Annotated in this window: 18 protein-coding genes; 10 read left to right on the forward strand and 8 right to left on the reverse strand. The window is 60.4% G+C overall.

Features of this window, described 5'->3' with window-relative positions; all coding sequences use genetic code 11:
* The first annotated feature begins 263 nt into the window (after nt 1-263).
* Genes AC2FNB_RS02590 through AC2FNB_RS02605 form a run of 4 tightly spaced genes read left to right on the forward strand, consistent with a single transcriptional unit; the run spans nt 264 to nt 6529 of the window.
* Nucleotides 264-3374: an ABC transporter transmembrane domain-containing protein gene (locus AC2FNB_RS02590; protein WP_496744287.1), complete on the forward strand. Its 3111-nt coding sequence runs from the start codon at nt 264-266 to the stop codon at nt 3372-3374.
* A complete protein-coding gene (locus AC2FNB_RS02595) occupies nt 3364-4263 on the forward strand; it encodes a CPBP family intramembrane glutamic endopeptidase (RefSeq protein WP_480748455.1) in 900 nt (299 codons plus the stop codon). Before AC2FNB_RS02590 ends, AC2FNB_RS02595 begins: the two co-directional genes overlap by 11 nt.
* 59 nt (nt 4264-4322) lie before the next feature.
* Nucleotides 4323-5258: an acetyl-CoA carboxylase, carboxyltransferase subunit beta gene (accD, locus tag AC2FNB_RS02600; protein WP_480748456.1), complete on the forward strand. Its 936-nt coding sequence runs from the start codon at nt 4323-4325 to the stop codon at nt 5256-5258.
* A complete protein-coding gene (locus AC2FNB_RS02605) occupies nt 5255-6529 on the forward strand; it encodes a bifunctional folylpolyglutamate synthase/dihydrofolate synthase (RefSeq protein WP_496744288.1) in 1275 nt (424 codons plus the stop codon). The genes accD and AC2FNB_RS02605 overlap by 4 nt, the downstream gene beginning before the upstream one ends.
* Before the next feature lie 30 nt (nt 6530-6559).
* Here AC2FNB_RS02605 and zapE read toward each other — a convergent pair whose 3' ends face one another.
* On the reverse strand, nt 6560-7618 hold the full coding sequence (zapE, locus tag AC2FNB_RS02610; protein WP_480748458.1) for a cell division protein ZapE: 1059 nt from the start codon (nt 7616-7618) through the stop codon (nt 6560-6562).
* A 149-nt stretch (nt 7619-7767) separates the two neighbouring features.
* On the opposite strand from zapE, the gene AC2FNB_RS02615 reads away from it, so the two are divergent.
* On the forward strand, nt 7768-9009 hold the full coding sequence (locus AC2FNB_RS02615) for an MFS transporter (protein ID WP_496744290.1): 1242 nt from the start codon (nt 7768-7770) through the stop codon (nt 9007-9009).
* On the opposite strand, the gene AC2FNB_RS02620 is transcribed toward AC2FNB_RS02615, so the two are convergent.
* Together AC2FNB_RS02620 and AC2FNB_RS02625 are read right to left on the reverse strand one after the other, a co-directional pair.
* The gene (locus tag AC2FNB_RS02620) at nt 9010-9918 is read right to left on the reverse strand and encodes an ornithine cyclodeaminase family protein (RefSeq protein ID WP_496744292.1); all 909 of its coding nucleotides are present in this window, start codon (nt 9916-9918) and stop codon (nt 9010-9012) included.
* Entirely contained in the window at nt 9915-10535 is a 621-nt protein-coding gene (locus AC2FNB_RS02625) for an HAD family hydrolase (protein WP_496744294.1), read from the reverse strand. The genes AC2FNB_RS02620 and AC2FNB_RS02625 overlap by 4 nt, the downstream gene beginning before the upstream one ends.
* 182 nt (nt 10536-10717) lie before the next feature.
* Here AC2FNB_RS02625 and AC2FNB_RS02630 point away from each other — a divergent pair, with 182 nt between their 5' ends.
* On the forward strand, nt 10718-12553 hold the full coding sequence (locus tag AC2FNB_RS02630; protein WP_496744296.1) for an adenylate/guanylate cyclase domain-containing protein: 1836 nt from the start codon (nt 10718-10720) through the stop codon (nt 12551-12553).
* 17 nt (nt 12554-12570) lie between these two features.
* Here the strand turns inward: AC2FNB_RS02630 and AC2FNB_RS02635 are convergent, their stop codons facing one another.
* Genes AC2FNB_RS02635 through fghA form a run of 3 tightly spaced genes read right to left on the reverse strand, consistent with a single transcriptional unit; the run spans nt 12571 to nt 15332 of the window.
* Complete coding sequence (locus AC2FNB_RS02635; RefSeq protein ID WP_480748463.1) at nt 12571-13023, reverse strand: YaiI/YqxD family protein; 453 nt, start codon at nt 13021-13023, stop codon at nt 12571-12573.
* A complete protein-coding gene (gene sthA, locus AC2FNB_RS02640) occupies nt 13020-14495 on the reverse strand; it encodes a Si-specific NAD(P)(+) transhydrogenase (protein WP_496744298.1) in 1476 nt (491 codons plus the stop codon). The genes AC2FNB_RS02635 and sthA overlap by 4 nt, the downstream gene beginning before the upstream one ends.
* 3 nt (nt 14496-14498) lie before the next feature.
* Nucleotides 14499-15332 (reverse strand): S-formylglutathione hydrolase, encoded by an 834-nt coding sequence (gene fghA / locus AC2FNB_RS02645; protein ID WP_496744300.1) that lies wholly within the window; start codon nt 15330-15332, stop codon nt 14499-14501.
* 191 nt (nt 15333-15523) lie between these two features.
* Between fghA and AC2FNB_RS02650 the strand changes: the two genes are divergently transcribed.
* A complete protein-coding gene (locus AC2FNB_RS02650; RefSeq protein ID WP_496744302.1) occupies nt 15524-15865 on the forward strand; it encodes a cupin domain-containing protein in 342 nt (113 codons plus the stop codon).
* A gap of 2 nt (nt 15866-15867) precedes the next feature.
* Here the strand turns inward: AC2FNB_RS02650 and AC2FNB_RS02655 are convergent, their stop codons facing one another.
* Entirely contained in the window at nt 15868-16791 is a 924-nt protein-coding gene (locus AC2FNB_RS02655; RefSeq protein WP_480748467.1) for an AEC family transporter, read from the reverse strand.
* 44 nt (nt 16792-16835) lie between these two features.
* Nucleotides 16836-17810, reverse strand: a complete 975-nt coding sequence (mbfA, locus tag AC2FNB_RS02660) for an iron exporter MbfA (protein WP_480748468.1) — start codon at nt 17808-17810, stop codon at nt 16836-16838.
* Nucleotides 17811-17938: 128 nt separating this feature from the next.
* Here mbfA and AC2FNB_RS02665 point away from each other — a divergent pair, with 128 nt between their 5' ends.
* The 3 genes from AC2FNB_RS02665 to AC2FNB_RS02675 all read left to right on the forward strand — a co-directional run bounded on the left by AC2FNB_RS02665 (nt 17939) and on the right by AC2FNB_RS02675 (nt 20574).
* On the forward strand, nt 17939-18568 hold the full coding sequence (locus tag AC2FNB_RS02665) for a TetR/AcrR family transcriptional regulator (protein ID WP_480748469.1): 630 nt from the start codon (nt 17939-17941) through the stop codon (nt 18566-18568).
* A gap of 353 nt (nt 18569-18921) precedes the next feature.
* The gene (locus AC2FNB_RS02670; RefSeq protein ID WP_496744305.1) at nt 18922-19707 is read left to right on the forward strand and encodes a phosphodiesterase; all 786 of its coding nucleotides are present in this window, start codon (nt 18922-18924) and stop codon (nt 19705-19707) included.
* A 3-nt stretch (nt 19708-19710) separates the two neighbouring features.
* Nucleotides 19711-20574, forward strand: coding sequence for an EamA family transporter (locus AC2FNB_RS02675; RefSeq protein ID WP_496744307.1), 864 nt, complete (start codon nt 19711-19713; stop codon nt 20572-20574).
* Nucleotides 20575-20596: the final 22 nt, after the last annotated feature.

Here is a 20596-nt window from a genome sequence, read left to right on the forward strand (position 1 = left end):
AGTGGATGATTGGCTCCTCTTTAGCGAAAGAACATTGGCAAGATAAAGACAATGCGCGGAAAATTTACCGGTAAATGAAATTCTGTACTCTGATCCGGGCATGGCGGGTGCTATTTCGTCAATTTGAAACCTTGCGTGAACCGTTCCGGGAAGCGTGCGTGTTCTTGTAATCGAGTGGGGCAGTGCTTACCGTCAATGTCCCGGTAGCAGTGGGTTTTTCGCGGCGCGCCGCGGATTGCTCCAGCCAGCAGAGGGACCGGGGTATGGAACCCAGTTTGTTCGCGTTCATCTGGAAGTATTCCAAACGGCAGCAGCTTGTTCTGCTGGCGCTGACCGTTATGTCCTTTCCGTTCCTCTATGCCTCGCTGGAATTGCCCAAGCGGATCATCAATGACGCCATCGGGTCGACCCGCGCCACGATCGAGCTTTGGGGCGTGACGCTGACCCAGGTGCAGTATCTTTTGGTTCTGTGCTTTGCGTTCCTGGCCACCGTTCTGGTCAGCGGCCTGATGAAGATGCGCATCAACACCATGAAAGGTGTGTTGTCCGAACGTATGCTGCGGCGTCTGCGATATACGCTCATCGGGCGGATGATGCGGTTTCCCAAGGCCTATTTCGCGACGACAAGTCAGGGCGAACTGGTGTCGATGATCACATCCGAGGCCGAACCGATGGGCGGGCTGATGGGCGATGCGGTTGCCCAGCCGGTGTTCCAGGCCGGGCAGATGCTGACCATCGTCACGTTCCTGTTCATGCAAAGCGTGTGGTTCGGTCTGGCCTCGGTGGCGTTGATCCCGTTGCAGGCCTGGCTGATCCCGATGCTGCAGCGCCAGATCAACCTGCTTAACAAGGACCGGATTCAGGAAGTCCGGCGACTGAGTTCCGAAATTGGTGAAAGCGCTGCCGGCATCAGCGACCTGCGCGCCAATGGCGGTTGGCGATACCGGATGGCGCAGTTTACCGACCGGCTGGGGCGATTGTTCGAAATCAGGTTCAGGATCTATCAGAAGAAGTTCTTCATGAAGTTCCTCAACAACCTGATCTCGCAGATGACGCCGTTTCTGTTCTATTCGGTCGGCGGATATCTTGCGATCAAGGGCCAGATCACCGTGGGGGCGCTGGTGGCGGCGCTGGCGGCCTACAAGGATCTGTCGGGGCCGTGGAAAGACCTTTTGTTCTATTACAATCAGGTGCAGGACATGTCACTGCGCTGGCAGATCGTGACCGAACGGTTTGCCCCCCGCGACATGATCCCCGAACACTTGTTCGAAGGTCGCCCAAAGGAAATCCAGCATTTGCGCGGCGCGGTCGAACTGCGGGAGGTAACGGTCCAGGATCAGGATGGCAACATCATCCTCGAAGACATCAACCTGACCATTCCGCCCGGCGCACGTGTGGCAATCCAGTCGTCACGGGCCTCCGAACGGCAGGCGATCGCGCATCTTCTGACCCGCGAGGTTCTGCCCTCGCATGGCGAGGTTGTTGTCGCCCGCCACAAGCTCAACGATCTGCATCAGGCCGTGATTGCGGCCCGTGTCGGTTATGCCCATTCCCGCCCCTACCTGTTTGATGGAACATTGGGCGACAACCTTCTGATGCCGCTGCGGACATCTCCGCATCATCAGGGGGATGACGGATCGAGTGCACTCAGCCGAGCCCAGACCGAGGCGCAACGCGCTGGAAACAGCACCGATCCGCTGGATATGGACTGGACCGATCCGGGCCTCGCCGGGTTGGAGGATGGCGAGCAGATCCGTGACTGGTGGTTTCAGTTGGTCGAGGCGATGGGGATTGACGAGTTCATGTTCCGCCGCACCCTGCGATCGCGCCTGGATCCGGACTTGCATCCGGAGTTGGCGCAGGCGTTGGTCGATCTGCGCCCGAAGATCGCAGAGCGCATCGCCACCAGCGGCCTTTCCGATCTGGTGCATCGCTTCCATCCCGAGCGGTTCAACCCCGCCGTTCCGTTGGGTGGCAACCTGCTTTTTGCGGCCCCCACCCGAAACATTGCGCCCGAACTTCTGGCGGGCGACGAACGCTTTATCGAAATGCTGAGCGGGCAGGGTTTGGCCGAGGAGGCGCGGGATATCGCGCTGGGCGTCATCGAGGCCCTCAAGCAGACGTTCGGACGTGACGACACCGATCACCCGCTGTTCCGGCGATTGGGCATGGAACCCGAAATGTATCACCGTCTGCTCGACATCGCCGGGCGGCGGGCAGCGCGTGGGGATCGCGCACTGGATGAGTCCGAGCGCGCCCTGCTGTTGACCGTCCCGTTCTTGCTGACGGCCGAACAGATCGGCCCCAGCTTTCCGGAAAAGTACAAGGAAAAGATCCTCTCGATCCGCCGGACTCAGGCGGAAAAACTGCGAAACGCGATGGAGGGGCTGTTTGTTCCGGTCTCGCCAGACCAGTATGTGCCGCGCCTCACCGTCATGGAAAACGCGCTGTACGGCCGCGTGTCCATCATGGCCGGCGCTCGTCTGGACGAGATCGAGGATGTGGTGGCCGAGGTCCTGAACGAGGCCGGGCTGCGCCGCCGCGTGGCCGCCATCATCTATGATCTGCCCTCTGGTCTGGGGGGCACCAATCTGCCGACCGTGTTCCAGGAACGCGCGGCATTCTCTCGCGCGGGGATCAAGCGGCCCGACATCCTGATCCTCGACAAGGCTCTGGCCAGCCACGATTCCGAAAGCCGACTGCGCACTCGGCAGAAATTGCGTGAATTGCTGCCCGATTCGATCATGATCTTCATGGAAGACCATTTTGCCCATCCCGAGGCTTATGACCTGTTCATCGAAATCCAGGATGGTCGCATCGATGGGGTTTCACGCTCGCAGCTTGAACTGGGCGAAGGTGCGGCGGCCGATCTCAGCCGAAAGCTGAACATCATCGCCTCGACCGAGCTGTTCGCCAAGATCGATGCACGCAACCAGCGGCTGCTGGCGTTTTCCGCGCAATGGTATGACGCGGCTGCGGGGCAAGTGATCTTTTCGAGCGGGCAATCCGCCGATGCTGCCTATCTGTGCCTGGAGGGGCGCGCGCTGCTGAGCTGGAAGGACGACGAGGGTCAGACCCGCACGATTTCGACGGTAGAACCGGGCCGCCTGATCGGCGATCTGTCGATCATCACCGGATTGCCCCGTCAATTCGACCTGATCGCGCAGGAAAAAAGCAGCTTTCTGAGAATCGGAGCCGAGGAGTTCCGCGCGGTGGTAGAAAATGACTCGTCGGTGGCGGTGCAATTGCTGGAAACGGTGGCCGGGCACCTTGTCAATGTGGCCGACCGGTTGCGTGTCGAGAAGTTCGGAGGATCCGAATCCGGCGCCACCAACGCTCCTGCCGCAGATATGGACGCCATAAATGGGCGGTGAAGGCGGTTGTCCGGCCTATTCGGCCCATGACCAGCTTGTCTTGCCGGTTCGTCCCCGGTCCGAGATCTGGCGGGTGCTGGTGGGCCTGACGCTGGTGGCGGTTGTAGTGTTTTCCCTGAACGCGGCGTTGTTCGCCCTTGTCAGCATCTCAATGTCCGAGAAATGGGTGCTGGATTTTCTGGCCGGAACCGCACCGGGGCCGATGATCACGCTTCTGGCGAGTTTCGGGTTCGTCATACTGGGGGTCGTGCTGGCCGTGCGGCAAATGCAACACCGTTCGCTTGGTTCGGTCATTGGCCCATTTCGGCAAACCGTCCACCAATTCCGCCAAGCGCTGCGCGTGCTTGTGATTCTGGGCGGTGTCATTCTGGTGCTGCCGCCCTATGACATGGGCACACCGCTGGAGCCGAACCTGCCATTCGCGCAATGGCTGATCTTGTTGCCGCTTTCCCTTTTGGCCGTCCTGATCCAGACCGGGGCCGAAGAGATCCTGTTCCGCGGCTACATCCAGCAAAGCCTGGCAGCGCGCTTTCGGTCGCCGCTGATCTGGATGGTCGTGCCGTCGGTCCTGTTTGCGATGGGGCACTACCTGCCCGCGCAGGCGGGGGATAACGCGGTTCTGATCGCGTTGTGGTCCGGTGTGTTCGGGCTGTTGATGGCCGACCTGACGGCGCGGGCCGGCACCTTGGGACCGGCAATCGCGCTGCACCTGTTCAACAACGTGATTGCGCTTCTCTTCGTCGCGTTGCCGGGCAGTCTGGACGGTCTGGCCCTGTTCCTGATTCCCTACGAGATGTCGGATACCGAGTTTCTGCGTGACTGGCTTTATGTCGATTTCGCAATGATGCTGACGGCCTGGCTGGCGGCCCGAATTGCCATCAGGCGTTGATTGCATTTCCTGACGCAGGGTCTTATGTGACCTGAACGCAGTACAATCAGGGTTCTGTCATGAACTGGATCACAAACTACGTCCGTCCGCGGATCAACTCGATTTTCTCGCGTCGCGAAGTGCCCGAGAATCTCTGGCAGAAATGCGACGAGTGCGGAACGATGCTGTTCCACCGCGAGTTGGCGGATAATCAGAACGTCTGTACCCATTGCGATCACCACATGGCGATCACCCCGCGCGACCGGTTCAGGGCGTTGTTCGATGGCGGCATCTTTACCGAGGTTGCCGTGCCTGCGCCCACCGCAGATCCGCTGCATTTCCGCGATCAGAAGAAATACCCCGACCGCATGAAGGCGGCGCAGAAGAAAACCGGCGAGAAAGAGGCGATGCTGGTCGCCGCCGGCGAGATCGGGCGCACGCCGATCATCGCCGCCGCACAGGATTTCAGCTTCATGGGCGGCTCGATGGGCATGTTCGTGGGCAACGCCATCATCGCCGCCGCGCAAGAGGCGGTGAAACTCAAGCGCCCGCTGATCCTGTTCTCGGCTGCTGGCGGCGCCCGGATGCAGGAAGGTATCCTGAGCCTAATGCAGATGCCGCGCACCACCGTCGCGGTACAGATGCTGAAAGAGGCGGGCCTGCCCTATATCGTGGTCCTGACCCACCCCACTACCGGTGGCGTCACCGCCTCTTACGCGATGCTGGGGGATGTGCATATTTCGGAACCCAACGCGCTGATCTGCTTTGCCGGGCCGCGCGTCATCGAACAGACCATCCGCGAGAAACTGCCCGAAGGGTTCCAGCGCGCGGAATACCTGCTGGATCACGGCATGCTGGACCGGGTGACCAAGCGCACCGAGATGCGGGACGAGCTGATTACCATCACCCGCATGCTGCTGAATCTGCCGCCTGCGATTGCCGGTGATCTGCCCTCGCCGGATGTCCAGGAACCCAAGGCCGAGGCGGCCCCAGCCGAGGCTGAAGCCGAGAAATGAACGCGCCCACATCCGACCTCATCCTAGACCGGATGATGGCGCTGCATCCCAAGATCATCGATTTGACGCTGGATCGTGTCTGGCGGCTGTTGTCGGCACTGGACAATCCGCAAGACAAGCTGCCGCCGGTGATCCACATCGCCGGAACCAACGGCAAGGGATCGACCCAGGCGATGATCCGCGCCGGGCTGGAAGCTGTAGGGCGCAGCGTGCATGCCTATACCTCGCCGCATCTGGCGCGGTTTCACGAACGCATCCGCGTTGCTGGTGAGCTGATTTCCGAACCCGACCTGACGGCGGTTCTGGATGAATGCTATACCGCCAATGGCGGCGAGAACATTACCTATTTCGAAATCACCACCTGTGCGGCCCTGCTGGCCTTTGCCCGCGCGCGGGCGGATTTCACGCTGCTCGAGGTCGGCCTTGGCGGGCGGCTTGATGCAACCAATGTCATCGACCAACCGGCAGTTTCCGTGATTACCCCGATCTCGATCGATCACGAACAATATCTGGGCAACACGCTGGCCAAGATTGCAGCGGAAAAGGCCGGGATCATCAAGCGCGGCGTGCCCTGCATCGTGGGACCACAGCCAGACGAGGCGCTGGAGGTGATCGAATCTACCGCCGCCCGGCTCGGCGCGCCGCTGATCGCCTATGGCCAGCACTGGCATGTGCACGAAGAAAACGGGCGAATGGTTTATCAGGATGAAACCGGCCTGCGCGACCTGCCGCTGCCGAACCTGATGGGCGCACATCAGGTTCAGAACGCCGGCGCGGCGCTTGCCGTGCTGCGCCATCTGGACATGGGCGATGCGGCCTATGAGGCCGCAGTGACAAATGCCTTCTGGCCCGCCCGCATGCAGCGCCTGAAAACCGGCCCTTTGGTCGAGGCCGCGCCCGAAGCCGAGCTTTGGCTCGACGGTGGTCACAACGCCGCCGCCGGTGTTGCGCTGGCGGACCTGCTGTCAAAACTGCCTGCGCGCCCGACACACCTGATTTGCGGCATGCTCAACACCAAGGATGTTACCGGCTATCTGCACCCGCTCGCGGGTCAGGCGCAAAGCCTCATAGCCGTTTCAATCCCCGGCGAAGCCAACACGCTCAGTGCTGAAGATACTGCTGCGGCGGCCGGGTCGGTCAATCTGGCGGCCGCGACCGCAGTCAGCGTGAGTGAGGCCCTGAACGCGATCATAGCCAAAGATTCCCGGGCCCGGGTGCTGATTTGCGGTTCTCTCTATCTGGCGGGCAACATCCTGCGTGAAAACGGCTGAACCGCCAAAGGCGGCGGGGGCAGCGCCCCCTTATGCCCCCCAGCCCTCTGCCTGCATTTCGCGCAGACGCGAGGCGGTGCGTTCGAACTCAAAGGTACCTTCGCCCTCGACATACAGCATCTCGGGTTGCGCCGCCGCCGAACAGATCAGCCGCACCTTGGCCTCGTACAAGGCGTCGATCAGGGTCACGAAGCGTTTCGCCTCGTTGAAGTTGTTGCGCGACAGGCGAGGGATATCTTCGAGCACCAGAACTTTTACCGCCTCGGCAATCGCCAGGTAATCGCCCGGCCCAAGCATCCGTCCGCACAGGTCATAGAACGACGCCCGCGCCACGCTGTTGCGAAAGGCGGGCAGAACAACCTCGCGCCCCTTGACGTGCAGCACCAGTGGTTCTGCGGGCCCTCCCGACAAATCGCGCCAGACCGCGCGGATTTTTTCCCGCGCCTCGGGGCCGATGGGCGTGAAATAGACAGGCGCTCCCTCCAGCCGATTTTGCCGGTAATCGGTGGGCGAGACCATCTCCCACACCACCAGCTGCTCCTTGATCAGCTTGATGAAGGGCAGAAACAATTGCCGGTTCAAACCGTCCTTGTACAGATCGTCCGGCACCCGGTTCGAGGTGGTGACCACCACAACGCCGGCGTCGAACAGGAACTCGAACAGGCGTCCCACGATCATCGCGTCGGTGATGTCGGTGATCTGCATTTCGTCAAAGGCCAGAACCTTGACCGATTTCACCACCTCGGCCGCCACCGGCGCCAGCGTGTCCTCGACTCCGCGTTGCCGCGCCTCATGCATCTTTGCGTGAATTTCCTGCATGAAAGCGTGGAAATGCACCCGCCGCGACGGGATGTCGCCCAACGTTTCGACAAACATGTCCATCAGCATCGACTTGCCGCGCCCGACGCCGCCCCACAGGTACAAGCCCTTGGGCGGGGGGGGCGGTTTGCGAAACAGTCCGCGCTTGACCGGTTTTGCCAGCTCCGAACGGATGCGTTCGAATTCAGGCAGCACCGCCTCCTGCGCGTCGTCCGCGTGCAAAATGCCTTCGGTCACGCGGTCGGAATATAGCGAAATCACGTCAAACATTCCTGAGGCATACCTTCCGTCTGCCGCCTTGGAAAGCGGGGAAAACCTTGCGTCATATCAATTTCCCTTAACCCCATGGCCAAATATCCTGAATTGACCCCGCATGTTTTCCCGCTAACGTCGCCGGAACAACCAACCGGGACTTCTTGATGGATCGTTCTACCCGCTTTTTGACACCTGTCCTGATCGTCGGCTGCATCATCATCATGGTGAGCTTTGCCGTGCGTGCCTCTTTCGGTGTGTTCCAGATTCCCATCGCGGCAGAGTTCGGCTGGCTGCGCGCCGACTTTTCCATGGCAATCGCGATCCAGAACCTCGCCTGGGGCATCGGGCAGCCGATCTTTGGCGCCATTGCCGAGAAGATCGGGGATCGCCGCGCCATCGTGATGGGCGCGCTGACCTATGTTGCCGGGATGGTCCTGACGGCCTGGTCCGTGACGCCGATCGAGATGCAGCTTTACGCCTGGCTTGTGGGTTTCGGCATCGCAGGAACCGGGTTCGGCGTGGTTCTGGCCGTGGTCGGGCGGGCGTCGTCGGATGCAAACCGGTCGATGTCCCTGGCCGTCGTCACCGCGGCGGGTAGCGCCGGGCAGGTGGTGGGCGCGCCCTTTGCCGAATTCCTGCTGGGTCATTTTCAGTGGCAGCAGGTCTTTGTGATCTTTGCCGCGCTTATTCTGGCGCTTGTCCTGACGCTGCCCTTCATGCGTGCGCCGACCCCGGTCGGCAGGCAGGAACTGGAAGAAAGCATGGGCCACATCCTGATGAAGGCGCTGCGCGACCCGTCCTATGCGATGATCTTTCTGGGGTTCTTCAGTTGCGGCTATCAGCTTTCGTTCATCACTGCGCATTTCCCCGCTTTCGTGACCGAGATGTGCGGCCCGATCCAGCCGGGCGGCGTACTGCATTCGATGGGGATCACGACGACATCAGCGCTCGGCGCAGTCGCCATTTCGCTGGTTGGCCTCGCCAATATTGCCGGGACCCTGGCGGCCGGGTGGGCGGGCAAGCATTTCACCAAAAAGTATGTGTTGGCAGGCATCTACACCGGGCGCACTATCGCGGCCACAGCCTTCATCCTGTTGCCGGTCACCCCGACATCGGTCATCGTCTTTTCGGTGGTTATGGGATCGCTCTGGCTTGCTACCGTGCCGCTGACCTCGGGGCTGGTCGCGCATCTTTACGGACTGCGCTATATGGGTACGCTTTACGGGATCGTCTTCTTCAGCCACCAGCTTGGCGGGTTCCTGGGCGTTTGGCTGGGCGGGCGGATGTACGACCTTTATGGCGACTACACAATGGTCTGGTGGGTCGGCGTGGGGGTCGGCGCCTTCAGCGCCATCGTGCACCTGCCGATCCGCGAAAACCGGACCGGCGAGGCGCAGTTGGCCTGATCACCCCGGCCACTTGTCCAGAATGTATTTGCTGGTCATCAGATCCAGATGCGCGCCGCCGCCGTTCTTGAAAAGTGAGATTGCGCCCGGTTCATAGGAAAAGGCACCCAGATCATAGAAATCGGCCAACAGGTCCGAACGCGTGATGACCCCTTCGGCCAGCGGTGTCCTGATCTCCCCGATATGTTCGATCGTGGTGTCAAAGCTGTCCACGAAGATGCGCGACCGTCGCAAAGCCTCGTCATCGGTCTCGCGCATGTCGGGTCGATAGGCGCCGATCAGGTTCAGATGCTGCCCGGGGCGCAGCCATTCTCCCTGGATCACCGGGTCCGAGGACATCGTGGCCGAAATCACGATATCGGCCCGGTTCACCGCTTCGGCCAGATCCGCGGCCACATCGACGCCGCCCAGCGATGCCGCCAGTTCCTCGGCCTTGGACAAGGTCCGGTTCCACAGCCGCAGCCGGGCCCTTGGATAGGCGGCGCCAAAGGCTTCGCACAGGGATTGCCCCACGACGCCGACGCCGACGATCAGGATTTCACGGCTGTCCGGATTGGCCAGGCGCAGCGCCCCCAACAGGCTGTCGCCAGCGGTCTTCCACTTGGTGACCAGATGAAAATCGACCAGCGCCGACAGGGAGCCGTCATGGTCGCTATAGACATTGACGGCACCGTTGATCAGCGGCTCTCCACAGTCGGGGTTGCGGGGAAAGATGTTCGCGGTCTTTACCGCCATGCCCAGCCCGTCAATCCAGGCTGCCCGCGACAATAGGGTGTCGGGATCACGATAAAGCAGCGTATCGCCAATCTCTGCCTTTGGCAGTCTGTGGCCGGCGGCCAAGGCTTCGGTCAGTTCCAACCAGTCGAGATTGGCCTCGCCTTCGGCAAAAGGGATCTGTGTGATGGTCATGTGGCCTCGCTTTCGGTCAATAGCCCCTCGGCCACCAGACGCTCGGCCCATCGCTGCGGGCCGGTGAAATGGTGCGTCTGCCAGCCGCGGGCGCGGGCGGTTTCGATATTGTCGATGCGGTCGTCTGCGAACAGCAGGGTTTCGGGCGGCAAACCGCAGTCCCGTTCGACCATTTCATAGATCGGCGCATGCGGTTTCACTCTTTGCATCCGGCCCGAGACATAGTGCCGGTCGAACTCGTTGAGAAAAGGATAAACCGTGCAGGAATAGTCGAAATTCTGCACTCCGAAATTGGTCAACGCGAACACCGGTACGCCCTTGGCCCGCAGCGCCCGTTGCAGCCGGACCGAATGCGGGATTTCCGGCGCGGCCAGTTCAATCCACTTGTCATGCCACATGCGGATTTCGTCGCGCCAGCCGGGGTATTTCTCGGCCCAGCCATAGATCGTTTCGGTAAAATGATGCCCCTGATCGACCAGATCGTTCATGCCATGCAGATCGACTTCGGCAAACATCGCCTTGCGCCGGTCTTCGCCGATCACACGGTCATAGTATCGCTCGGGCTGCCACTCGATCAGGACGTTGCCAATGTCGAAGATGACGGCGTTTACGGGCATCGGGTTCATCCTGTCGGGTTGTCTGAAACGGGGCAGGGCGAATGAACCAATTCGCAAGTGGATGTGCAAGCGCCAACTGCCAACGGCTTTGCCGTCTATGTCAGTCAAGTTTTGAGGGGGAGTAGTTTCAGTACAAGCTTCATTTCAGGGGGGATTGACTGGAACGCCGGCTGGCAGCCATCTTGGCCGCGGATGTTGTTGGATACTCGCGCCTTATGGGAGGCGACGAGGAAGGTACGGTCAGCGCCTTGAAATCCGTCCAGCGCCTTGTTGGCGAACAGGTAACCAGACATGGTGGCCGCATATTCGGAAGCGCTGGCGACAGTGTCATTGCCGAATTCGCCAGCCCGGTCGAAGCGGTTCGTTGCGCCGTGGGGGTACAGGCCGCAATCGGTAACCGGAACGACACTTTGATCGAAGAAAAGCGAATGTGCCTTCGCATGGGCATTCACCTTGGTGACGCCATGGCGGATGGCGACAACCTTTTGGGCGACGGGGTAAACATTGCCGCCCGGCTCGAAACTATGGCCCCGTCCGGTGGCATCTGCATCTCGAAGCCGGTCGCAGAGCAGATTGCAGGCAAGGTGGATGTCACATTTGGCAATTTTGGCAGTCATGTGCAGAAGAAGATTTCCCAGCCTGTTGAGGTCTGGACGTGGCCACCTGAGGCAGCCAGGAAAGCGAAATTCAGCAGGGCGCGGAAAGGCTTGGGGATCGCTGCGGGCGCAGCGGCCGCCGCAGCGCTTGGGTTGGTGTTCTTGTTCGGGCGCGACGACGAAGACAATCCCGGTTTGCCCACCGGCGCCAGGATTGCGATCCTTCCCTTTGAAGATGTCGGAGGCGCGCCTGAGGAAGCTTTCTTTGGCCAGGGGCTGACCCGCGACCTGAATGCGATGCTGTCCAAATCATCGAACCTGTTCGTGATTGCGCCAGAAGCGAGCAGCGCATATCGCGACGACCCAAGCTGCGACGTGATCCGGGATGAGCTGGGTGCCGACTATATCCTGGGAGGCACGGTTCGCCGGTCGAAGGATCACCTGAGGATCACCACAACTTTTACAGATGCAAAGACATGTCGTCAGTTGCCTGCGCCCGGTCCGTTTGACCGGGATTTGAGTGTGCAGGACCTGCTGGACATACAGATCGAGATTGCCAGCAAGGTTGCGGCGCAGGTCGGTTCAAGCGACGCGCCGCTGTTTCAGGCCAGCGTCCAGCAGGCGATCCGCGACAAGGCGCCGGAAAACCTTAAAGCGTATGAATGCTATCTGCTGGCTTTCTGGTTCTACCAGACATTCAGCCTGGAGGCGCACCGTAAGGCGCGTGACTGTTTGTTGCGAACCGTCGAAGAAGAGCCCGGGTTCTCCTTGGGGTGGTCGCGACTGGCTGTCAATCATCTGGAATCCAAGAAACGGTCCCTTGATACCGCTCCGAATTGGGCACAGCTGGCACGCGATGCAGCCAACCGGGCGCTGGAAGTAGACCGCGACAACCCCGATGCCTATTACGCGTTGGCGATTTTGAGTCAGATGGTCGGTGATGACAAAGCCGTCTTCATGAACCATGCAAACAGGGCCATCGAACTGAACCCCAATGATTCCTGGATTTTGGCCGATCTCGGGATCTTTCTGGCCTATTCCGGAGAGTGGGAGACAGGCAAAGATTGGATTTCACGCGCGCGCGAACTCAACCCCAAGCTCCATCCCGGATATGACAACGCTTGGGTGCTGCATGCCTATGCCCAAGGTGATTGCGAAGCGGCTCGCAATCATCTTTTGAGCATGGGAACGCCAAGTGGGCCGATGAGCCTGACCACGTTGACGGCCATTTATGCAATGAACGGAGAAGAAGAAAAAGCCAGAGAGACGGCGGCGGTCCTGACAGATCAACACACCGAGTTCCTGGATGACCTCCGGGCACCCTACCGCGCGCGCGGAATGTCGGGTGACTTTATCGAGCGCCTGATGGGCGGGTTGGAAAAGGCCGGGTTGGACGTGCCACCAAATGACCCCGAACATTAAGTCTGTGGAATGGTTGCCTAGCTCCGCTGCGCTGTCCTGATTTCCCGTTCCAGCGCGTCCAGAAACCGAGACCGGTCGGCCTTGGAAAACGCCTTGCCGCCGCCGCCAGCCCCAAGTGGGTTGGCGGCGCGCAGATCGGCCATCAGGTCGCGCATCGCCAGTTGCTGGCCGATATTGGCGGCTGTGAACGCCTCGCCATTGGGGCGCAGAACCCGCGCCCCCGTCTCGACGCATTTTGCCGCCAACGGAATGTCAGAGGTTACCACCACATCCCCCTTGCCGCAGCGCTCGGCGATCCACTTGTCCGCCTCGTCCGCGCCTTCGGCCACGATCACAACCTGCACCAGCGGGTTTGGCGATGGGCGCAGCCCGCCATTCGATACCAGCATCATAGGCAACCGATGCCGCGTCGCGACCCGCTCGGCCTCGGCCTTGACAGGGCAGGCGTCGGCATCGACGTAAAGCGTCACGCCTTTTTGGCCTTTTTCTCCGCCACCTCGGTTTCGGTTTTGACCGCGACCGGCTTCTTGCGCACCTTGAACTCGTCCGGGATCGGCATGCGGTTGAAAGCGTCGAGACCGGCGATCTTATAAGCCTCGGCCAGTGTCGGATAGTTAAAGGTGTTCTGCACGAAGTAATCCACCGTCCCTTTCAGGTTCAGCACCGCTTGAGCGATGTGGATCAACTCGGTTGCGCCTTCGCCCACGATCTGCACCCCCAGCACCCGCCGGGTCTTGAGCGAAAACAGCATTTTCAGCATGCCGTGTTCCAATCCCATGATATGCCCGCGCGAGGTTTCTCGGAACCGTGCAACGCCCACTTCATAGGGGATACCGCGTTCCTGCAATTCCTCTTCGGACATGCCGCAGGTCGACATCTCGGGGACCGAGTAAATGCCGTAAGGGTACCAGGGGCTTTCTGGCAGGGTCGGTGTCTCCAGCGCGTGGCAGGCGGCAACGCGCCCCTGCTGCAGCGAGGTCGAGGCCAGCGAGGGGTGCCCGATCACATCGCCAGTGGCATAGATATGCGGCACGGCGGTCTGATAGGTCTTGCGGTCCACATCCAACCGGTTGCGGTGGTCGGTTTCCAGCCCCACAGCCTTGAGGTTCAGGGCCGAGGTCGCACCCATGCGCCCGGCGGCAAACAGCAGCATTTCCGCGCGCACGTGGCGGCCGTTGGCCAGACTGACTTCGACATGGGTGCCCGCATCCTCGATCTTTTCAACCGCCGAGCCCAGCCGCAGATCGACACCGTTTTCGCGGATCTGGTGGGTGAACTCCTGAATGAGGGTTCGGTCGATGAAATCCAGGAAGGTCTCGCGCGGTTCGATCAGCGTCACCCGGACATCCAATGCCGAGAACATGGTGGCATATTCCACCCCGATCACACCCGCGCCGATGACAACCAGCGAGCGGGGGATCTCATCCATTTCAAGAAATTCATCGCCGTCCACGACGGTCTTGCCGTTGAACGGAACATAGTCGGGCCGATAGGTTTTGGTTCCGGTCGCGATCAGGAACTTGGCGGCGGTCAACCGGGCCGTCTCGCCAGTGTCCGCAGTCACCTCGATCTCGTGCGGGCCGATGAATTTCGCCAGTCCGTTCAGCGTTTCCACGTGGTTCCGGTTGAACTGGTGTTCCAGCACGTCGACCTGATAATCGAGCGTCTTGTGCAGACGTCCCTTCAGATCGTCGGCGCTGATCTGATCCTTGACGCGATAGGCCAGCCCGTAAAAGCTGCGCTCGCGCCAGCCCGACAGATTCAGCACCGTTTCGCGCAGGGTCTTGGACGGAATGGTTCCGGTGTGCACTGATACCCCGCCCAGTCGGTCCTTGCGGTCGATGACCAGAACCTTGCGCTTCAGCTTGCCCGCCTGAATAGCGGCGGATTTCCCCGAGGGGCCAGAGCCGATGATGATCAGATCATAGTCGAACTTGCTCATGGCTCACTCCTCATACAGCGCTTCGGCGTGAAACGAGATGTGATCTTCCATGAAGGTCGACACGAAGAAATAGGAATGGTCGTATCCGGGCTGCAAGCGATTGGTGGCCTGCTGGCGGCGTTCGGCGATGGCATGGGCCAGCGCCTCGGGGCGCAGCAGGTCAATGAACTGGTCGCTGGTGCCGGTGTCGATCAGGATCGGCCCGTCAAAGCCCTTTTCCTTCATCAACAGGCTAGAGTCGTGTTTCGCCCACGCGGCCTCATCATCCCCTAGATAGGCGCTCATTTGCTTGCGGCCCCAGTTGCTGCTCGTCGGGTTCGAGATTGGCGCAAAAGCCGAGACCGAGCGAAACCGCCCGGGCAGGTTCATCGCCAGGGTCAGAGCGCCATGCCCGCCCATCGAATGCCCGGTGATTGCCTGCCGATCGCCGTCGATGGCGAAATGCTCGGTCAGCAGCGCGGGCAGTTCCTCGGCCACATAGTTCCACATACTGAAGTGCGGCGCCCAGGGCTTTTGCGTGGCGTTGACATAAAAACCTGCCCCCTGGCCCAGATCGTAGTCTTCATGATCGGCCACGCCTTCGCCGCGTGGCGAGGTGTCGGGGAACACCAACGCGATCCCCTGTTCGGCGGCCCAGCTTTGCGCGCCCGCCTTTGTCATGGCGTTTTCGTGAGTGCAGGTCAGGCCCGACAGATACCACAGAACCGGAACTGGCCCATCCTTGGCTTCGGCGGGCAGAAACAAGCCAAAGGTCATGTCGCAACTGGTCGCGGCGCTTGCATGCCGGTACACACCCTGCACGCCGCCAAAGGCCTTGTTCTCGGAAACGGTTTCCATAATCGGGCTCCTTATTCAGTTGGCCTATCGCTACCCTTTGATGGCCGTAGGGTCCAGCGGGTGCGCGGCAGGATTGCCGTTTTTTGCGGCAGAAACCCGGGTAAACTGTCCCACATGGCAAGCGCTGCCGCGCTGGACATGCGCCAAAAAAACGGTGAAACAATTCAAGTTGACCGCAAGGGGCCGCGAACATGAGCACTTTTCTGAAACTGACGACCGATGCTGTGGAACCGGAAACCGAACGTCCGGCTCCCGAAAAGGTGATCTTTGGCGATCCCGTTTTCACCACATGGAACGCGGAAGAAATCGATGGCCTGTACTGTGGCATCTGGCAGTCAACGCCCGGCAAATGGCGGATATCCTATGACGAATGGGAGTATTGCCGCATTCTGGAGGGCCGCTCGATCATCACTGGCGATGACGGAACAGAATACCCGCTGCAAGCCGGCGACAGCTTCATCCTGCGCCCGGGTTTCAGCGGTACGTGGGAGGTGATCGAAACCACCCGCAAGGATTATGTGATCCGTTTTTGACCTCAGGTGATCCAGGCGATTACCGCCGGGACCGTCAGGATCGACAGCACCGTCGAGATCAGGATGGCGGCTGAGGCCCGATGCGGCGCGACACCATAATGCGCCGCCAGCATATAGACATTGCCCGCCACCGGCAGCGCGGCGGCGGCGATGGCGACGGTGGCGGCGAATGGATCGACCGGGATCAGCCACAACAGCGCAACCGCGACCAATGCGGGATGGACGGCCAGTTTACAGAAACTGAGCCAGCCCGCGATCTGAACCCGCTCGGCCGACTTGCTGGCAAGTGACGCGCCGATGGCGAACAGCGCGCCGGGCGTCGCCGCGCCACCCAGAATGGTCAGGAAGTTTTCCAGCGGCGCCGGAACCGGCAGCCGGATGGCAGACCAAAGAAGGCCGATGCTGATCGACACGATCATCGGGTTTTTAAGCAGGCCGACCCCGATCAGCCGCAGGGTACCCAGTGTCAGTTTCCCGTCCCGCCCGCCGTTGATCAGGATGACGATGAGCGACGAAAACACCACCAGATCGACCGTCAGGACCAGCATCATCGGCCCGATCGCGGCTTCGGTGAACAACAGGGCCATCATGGGAAGCCCCAGAAAACCCACGTTGCCGATGGCGGCGCATTGCGCCTCGACCGCCGCAGTCGGCACATCAAGCCCGCGCAGATAGGCCACCAGCGTCGCCAGCGCATAAACGCCGGCGGTGCCGATCAGATAGCCAATTATCAGCCGGCCATCGAAAATCTCGGCAAAGGGCAGGGTGGCCGAGAACCGGAACAGCATCGCCGACAGGGCGAAATAGAACACGAACTTGGTCAGATAGGCCGTGGCGTCTTCGGTAAAGAAACGGCTGCGCCCGGCCCAGTATCCCAGGCCGATGATCGCAAAGAATGGCAATGTGCGCAGGAATATCTCGACCATGGTGGAATTGGTAACATGATTTTACCGATTAACAAGTCCGTGCGTCACCCGCTGCCGATCAGGATACCGGCGGCCAGAACCAGTGCACCACCCAGAACCACCTGGAACGCCGCACGGAAGAAAGGCGTTTCCATATACCTGTTCTGAATCCACGCAATTGCCCACAGCTCAAAGAACACGATAATCACAGCGATGGTTGTCGCGGTCCAGAATTCGGGAATCAGATAGGGCAGAGCGTGACCTAATCCGCCCAACGTGGTCATGACGCCCGAGGCAAGGCCGCGTTTCACCGGAGACCCGCGCCCCGACAATTCCCCATCGTCCGAGGCTGCTTCGGTAAAGCCCATCGAAATACCCGCCCCGACCGAGGCAGCGACGCCGACCAGAAACGTGGTCCACGTATCCTGCGTGGCAAACGCGGTGGCAAAGATGGGGGCCAGCGTCGACACAGACCCGTCCATCAACCCGGCCAAACCCGGCTGCACCCAGGTCAGAACGAATTGCCGGTGCGCAGTTGCATCCTCGGTTGCGCGGATTTCGTCATCCAGATGCGTTTGCTCCAGTTCCGACGCGGTGGCCTGGTGCCCGGCCTCTGCCGCCGCCAGATCGCCCAGCAGCTTGCGGGTTGCGGCATCCGACGTGCGTTTTGCCGCAGCCAGATAGAACCGCTCGGCGTCACGCTCCATCGCTTCGGCCTCGGTCCGGATACGGTCGATACCCAAATTCTCTACCAGCCAGACGGGGCGGCGCGCATAATATCCCGCCACGTGTTCACGCCGGATCAGCGGGATTACCGGGCCGAACCGCGACTCATGCAAGGCGATCAGGCGGGCACGGTGCTGGTCTTCCTCCGCCGCCATCCCGTCGAATATCTTGGCGGTCGCCGGATAGTCGCCGCGCAGCATCTCGGCATAGGATCGATAGATGCGCGCATCGTCCTCTTCCGACGAAATGGCCAGCGCGATGACCTCTTGCTCGGACAGGTCGCGGAAGTGTTTGCGCTGAGTAAGAAATCGCATTGCCTGCCTCATTATTAGAACGGTTCTAAGATAGTAATTGCGCTAGATCATGCAACTGCTTCGGCGAATCGTTGAAACTGAACTGAACGGTTTATACATTTGATAGACCGAATATCGCAGGAGACACCATGACTCAGAGCGCCGCAATCCTTCGCACCGGTCGAAAATTCGATCAGGTCCTGCAAGGCGCGCGCGAGGTTTTCATGGCAGACGGGTTCGAAGGCGCCAGCGTAGATGACATTGCGCGCGTGGCGGGCGTTTCCAAGGCGACGCTTTACAGCTATTTCCCCGACAAGCGGCTTTTGTTCATGGAGGTGGCGCAGACCGAGTGCCGCCTGATGTCCGAACGCATTCTGTCGATGATCGACGAATCCAAGCCAGCACGCGAGGTCCTGACTATCGCGGCCACGCAGTTGACCGGGTTTCTGGTGTCGGATTTCGCGCAGAAGGTGTTCCGCATCTGCATGGCCGAACGGGATCGTTTCCCCGAGCTTGGACAGGCTTTCTATGCGGCCGGTCCCGAGAACGGCCAACGCCAGATGACCGAATATCTGGAAAAGGCCGTCGCCAAGGGAGAACTGGTGATCGACGACGTCCAGATCGCCGCCGAGCAGTTTTCGGAACTGTGCAAAACCCGGCTTTGGATGCGCGCGGCCTTTGGCATCCAGAGCCGTTTTTCGCAGGAAGAGATCGACGAGGTAGCCCTGCAGGCTGTCGATACCTTCATGGCTCGGTATGGGGCGAAAAAAGCGTCTTGAAATACGTCGCCATCCTCAATTGATCTGCATTACCAGTTGGTCAATCCCGCCTGTTTAGCTTTTGATCCGTGGAGGCTTGGAAAGATCGTATGCATCTTCGCCGCGATTTCGACCTCCGCTTCCAGCATTCTCACTGTAAAAGGTAATGGTCTGAGCGGCCATTCTATCATCGAGAACCAGATACCTCAGGTGTTCTCTCGGTCGCGCCGGACATGACGCCGGTCGTCAAAGCCAAACCGAACCCGTGAAACATGTCGCGTTCAGGCGAGAAGGTCACCGAACTGGTTGTCAAGCCTTGTGCGACAGTTGGATATCGTCAATGTCCAGTATGCAGATCATAGGGAAATATGCGGATGAAGTTCATTCATATCACGGACATCCATCTTGTTCGCGGGGACGGCCCGTTGAACGGCGGTGTGCCTTCCGAACGGCTGGACGCCTGTCTAAACGACATCGAACAGTGGCACGCCGATGCTGCCTTTTGCGTGATTTCGGGCGACCTGGCCGAATTTGCCGAGGCCGAGGCCTATGAGGCGCTCAAGGTGCGTTTGGCTGCTTTCCCGCTGCCCTGCTTTCTGCTGATCGGCAATCATGACGATCGGGCTGTGTTCCAATCGGTTTTCCCCGACCATCCCAAGGACGCCAACGGTTTTGTCCAGCACCGGCACGAGACAGACCAGGGTGTTTTCCTGTTCCTCGACTCCACCAAGAACGGGCAGGGCGTGCATGAAGGGCAGCTTTGCCCCGACCGTCTGGACTGGCTGAAGGCGCAACTTGCCCAAGCGGGGAACAAACCCACCTATCTGTTCCTGCATCACCCGCCCTTCGACATTGGCATCCCTTTTGTGGACGAAATCCGGCTGGTCGAGGCCGACGCGTTTGCCGAAACCCTTAAGCACGGGCGCAACATCCGGCACGTGTTTTTTGGCCATGTGCATCGCATGACCTATGTGAACTGGCGTGGTATCCCATTCACCAGCTTGCCCAGCCTCAACCACCAGATCCCGCTGAACGCGGCCAGCGTCGACGGTGCATTCTGTGACGAGCCTCCGGCCTATGGTGTGGTGCAGATCGGGGATGACCAGTTGACGGTGCATTTCAACACTTTCCTGCAGCGCAACCCCCTGCACCAGACCTGAGGTATGGAGCTGTACTGGATTGCCCTTGTCCTGATCTCGGCGGTGACTCACCCGCTGCGGGACCTGACACTGAAGGGGGCGGCGCATCCGGTGTCGTGCTATGTCGGGGTGTCGTCGACGTGGGTGATCCTGGCGGCGGTACATACGCTTGCAACCGGGCAAGACCTGAGTCTGCCGCGCGAAACCTGGCCCTTTGTGGTGATTTCGGCCCTTGGGCTGACATTGTATTATTACGGCACCCTGTCGGCCCTGCGGCGTGGAAACCTGTCGGTCTATTACCCGATCATCCGGTCCTCGCCGATCGCCATTGTCGCTTTCAGCTGGCTGGCGCTGGATCAGCAATACTCGTGGCTTACCCTGCTGGGGATCGCGCTGGTTCTGCTGGGCAGCCTGATGATCCAGAAATCGCCGGGCGGTTTGCTGCACGATCACAAGGCGTTCGCGCTGGCGGTCATGGCGATGTTGGGTTCTGCGGCCTATTCGTTGAGCGATGCCAATGCAATGCGACAGGCCGACCCGGCGCCTTTCCTGTTTCATACCTATGTTCTGGTGACGCCACTGCTTGCCGGTATCAGGGCGTGGGAAGATCGCCGCCTGTCGGCCCCGTTTCTGGGGGTCGTGCGCGGCTGGACGCTGGCGCCGGGGCGTATCATTTTTGCCGGGATCGCGTCCTATCTGTCCTACCTGTTCATCCTGACCGCCTTTCAGCTTGGGGCTGAGGCCGCGTCGGTCAGCGCGGTACGGCAGGCGTCGATTCCGGTTTCGGTGATCCTTGCCGCCTTAATCCTGAAAGAGCCCCGCTTTCTGCACCGCATCGGCTGGGCCAGCCTGATCGCGCTGGGGATCTTGTCGATTACGCTGTCTTGAGGCGTGCGCTTGGACAAAGAGC

The sequence above is a fragment of the Ruegeria sp. BHSB058 genome, assembly GCF_059613285.1.

Excerpts from the sequence above, each read along its gene's own strand:
- AC2FNB_RS02590 (WP_496744287.1), top strand. The coding sequence starts at position 264 with ATGGAACCCAGTTTGTTCGCGTTCATCTGGAAGTATTCCAAACGGCAG.
- AC2FNB_RS02655 (WP_480748467.1), bottom strand. The coding sequence starts at position 16,791 with ATGGTCGAGATATTCCTGCGCACATTGCCATTCTTTGCGATCATCGGC.
- fghA (WP_496744300.1), bottom strand. The coding sequence starts at position 15,332 with ATGGAAACCGTTTCCGAGAACAAGGCCTTTGGCGGCGTGCAGGGTGTG.
- AC2FNB_RS02675 (WP_496744307.1), top strand. The coding sequence starts at position 19,711 with ATGGAGCTGTACTGGATTGCCCTTGTCCTGATCTCGGCGGTGACTCAC.
- AC2FNB_RS02665 (WP_480748469.1), top strand. The coding sequence starts at position 17,939 with ATGACTCAGAGCGCCGCAATCCTTCGCACCGGTCGAAAATTCGATCAG.
- accD (WP_480748456.1), top strand. The coding sequence starts at position 4,323 with ATGAACTGGATCACAAACTACGTCCGTCCGCGGATCAACTCGATTTTC.
- AC2FNB_RS02670 (WP_496744305.1), top strand. The coding sequence starts at position 18,922 with ATGAAGTTCATTCATATCACGGACATCCATCTTGTTCGCGGGGACGGC.
- mbfA (WP_480748468.1), bottom strand. The coding sequence starts at position 17,810 with ATGCGATTTCTTACTCAGCGCAAACACTTCCGCGACCTGTCCGAGCAA.
- AC2FNB_RS02605 (WP_496744288.1), top strand. The coding sequence starts at position 5,255 with ATGAACGCGCCCACATCCGACCTCATCCTAGACCGGATGATGGCGCTG.
- sthA (WP_496744298.1), bottom strand. The coding sequence starts at position 14,495 with ATGAGCAAGTTCGACTATGATCTGATCATCATCGGCTCTGGCCCCTCG.
- AC2FNB_RS02625 (WP_496744294.1), bottom strand. The coding sequence starts at position 10,535 with ATGCCCGTAAACGCCGTCATCTTCGACATTGGCAACGTCCTGATCGAG.
- AC2FNB_RS02620 (WP_496744292.1), bottom strand. The coding sequence starts at position 9,918 with ATGACCATCACACAGATCCCTTTTGCCGAAGGCGAGGCCAATCTCGAC.
- AC2FNB_RS02615 (WP_496744290.1), top strand. The coding sequence starts at position 7,768 with ATGGATCGTTCTACCCGCTTTTTGACACCTGTCCTGATCGTCGGCTGC.
- zapE (WP_480748458.1), bottom strand. The coding sequence starts at position 7,618 with ATGTTTGACGTGATTTCGCTATATTCCGACCGCGTGACCGAAGGCATT.
- AC2FNB_RS02650 (WP_496744302.1), top strand. The coding sequence starts at position 15,524 with ATGAGCACTTTTCTGAAACTGACGACCGATGCTGTGGAACCGGAAACC.
- AC2FNB_RS02595 (WP_480748455.1), top strand. The coding sequence starts at position 3,364 with ATGGGCGGTGAAGGCGGTTGTCCGGCCTATTCGGCCCATGACCAGCTT.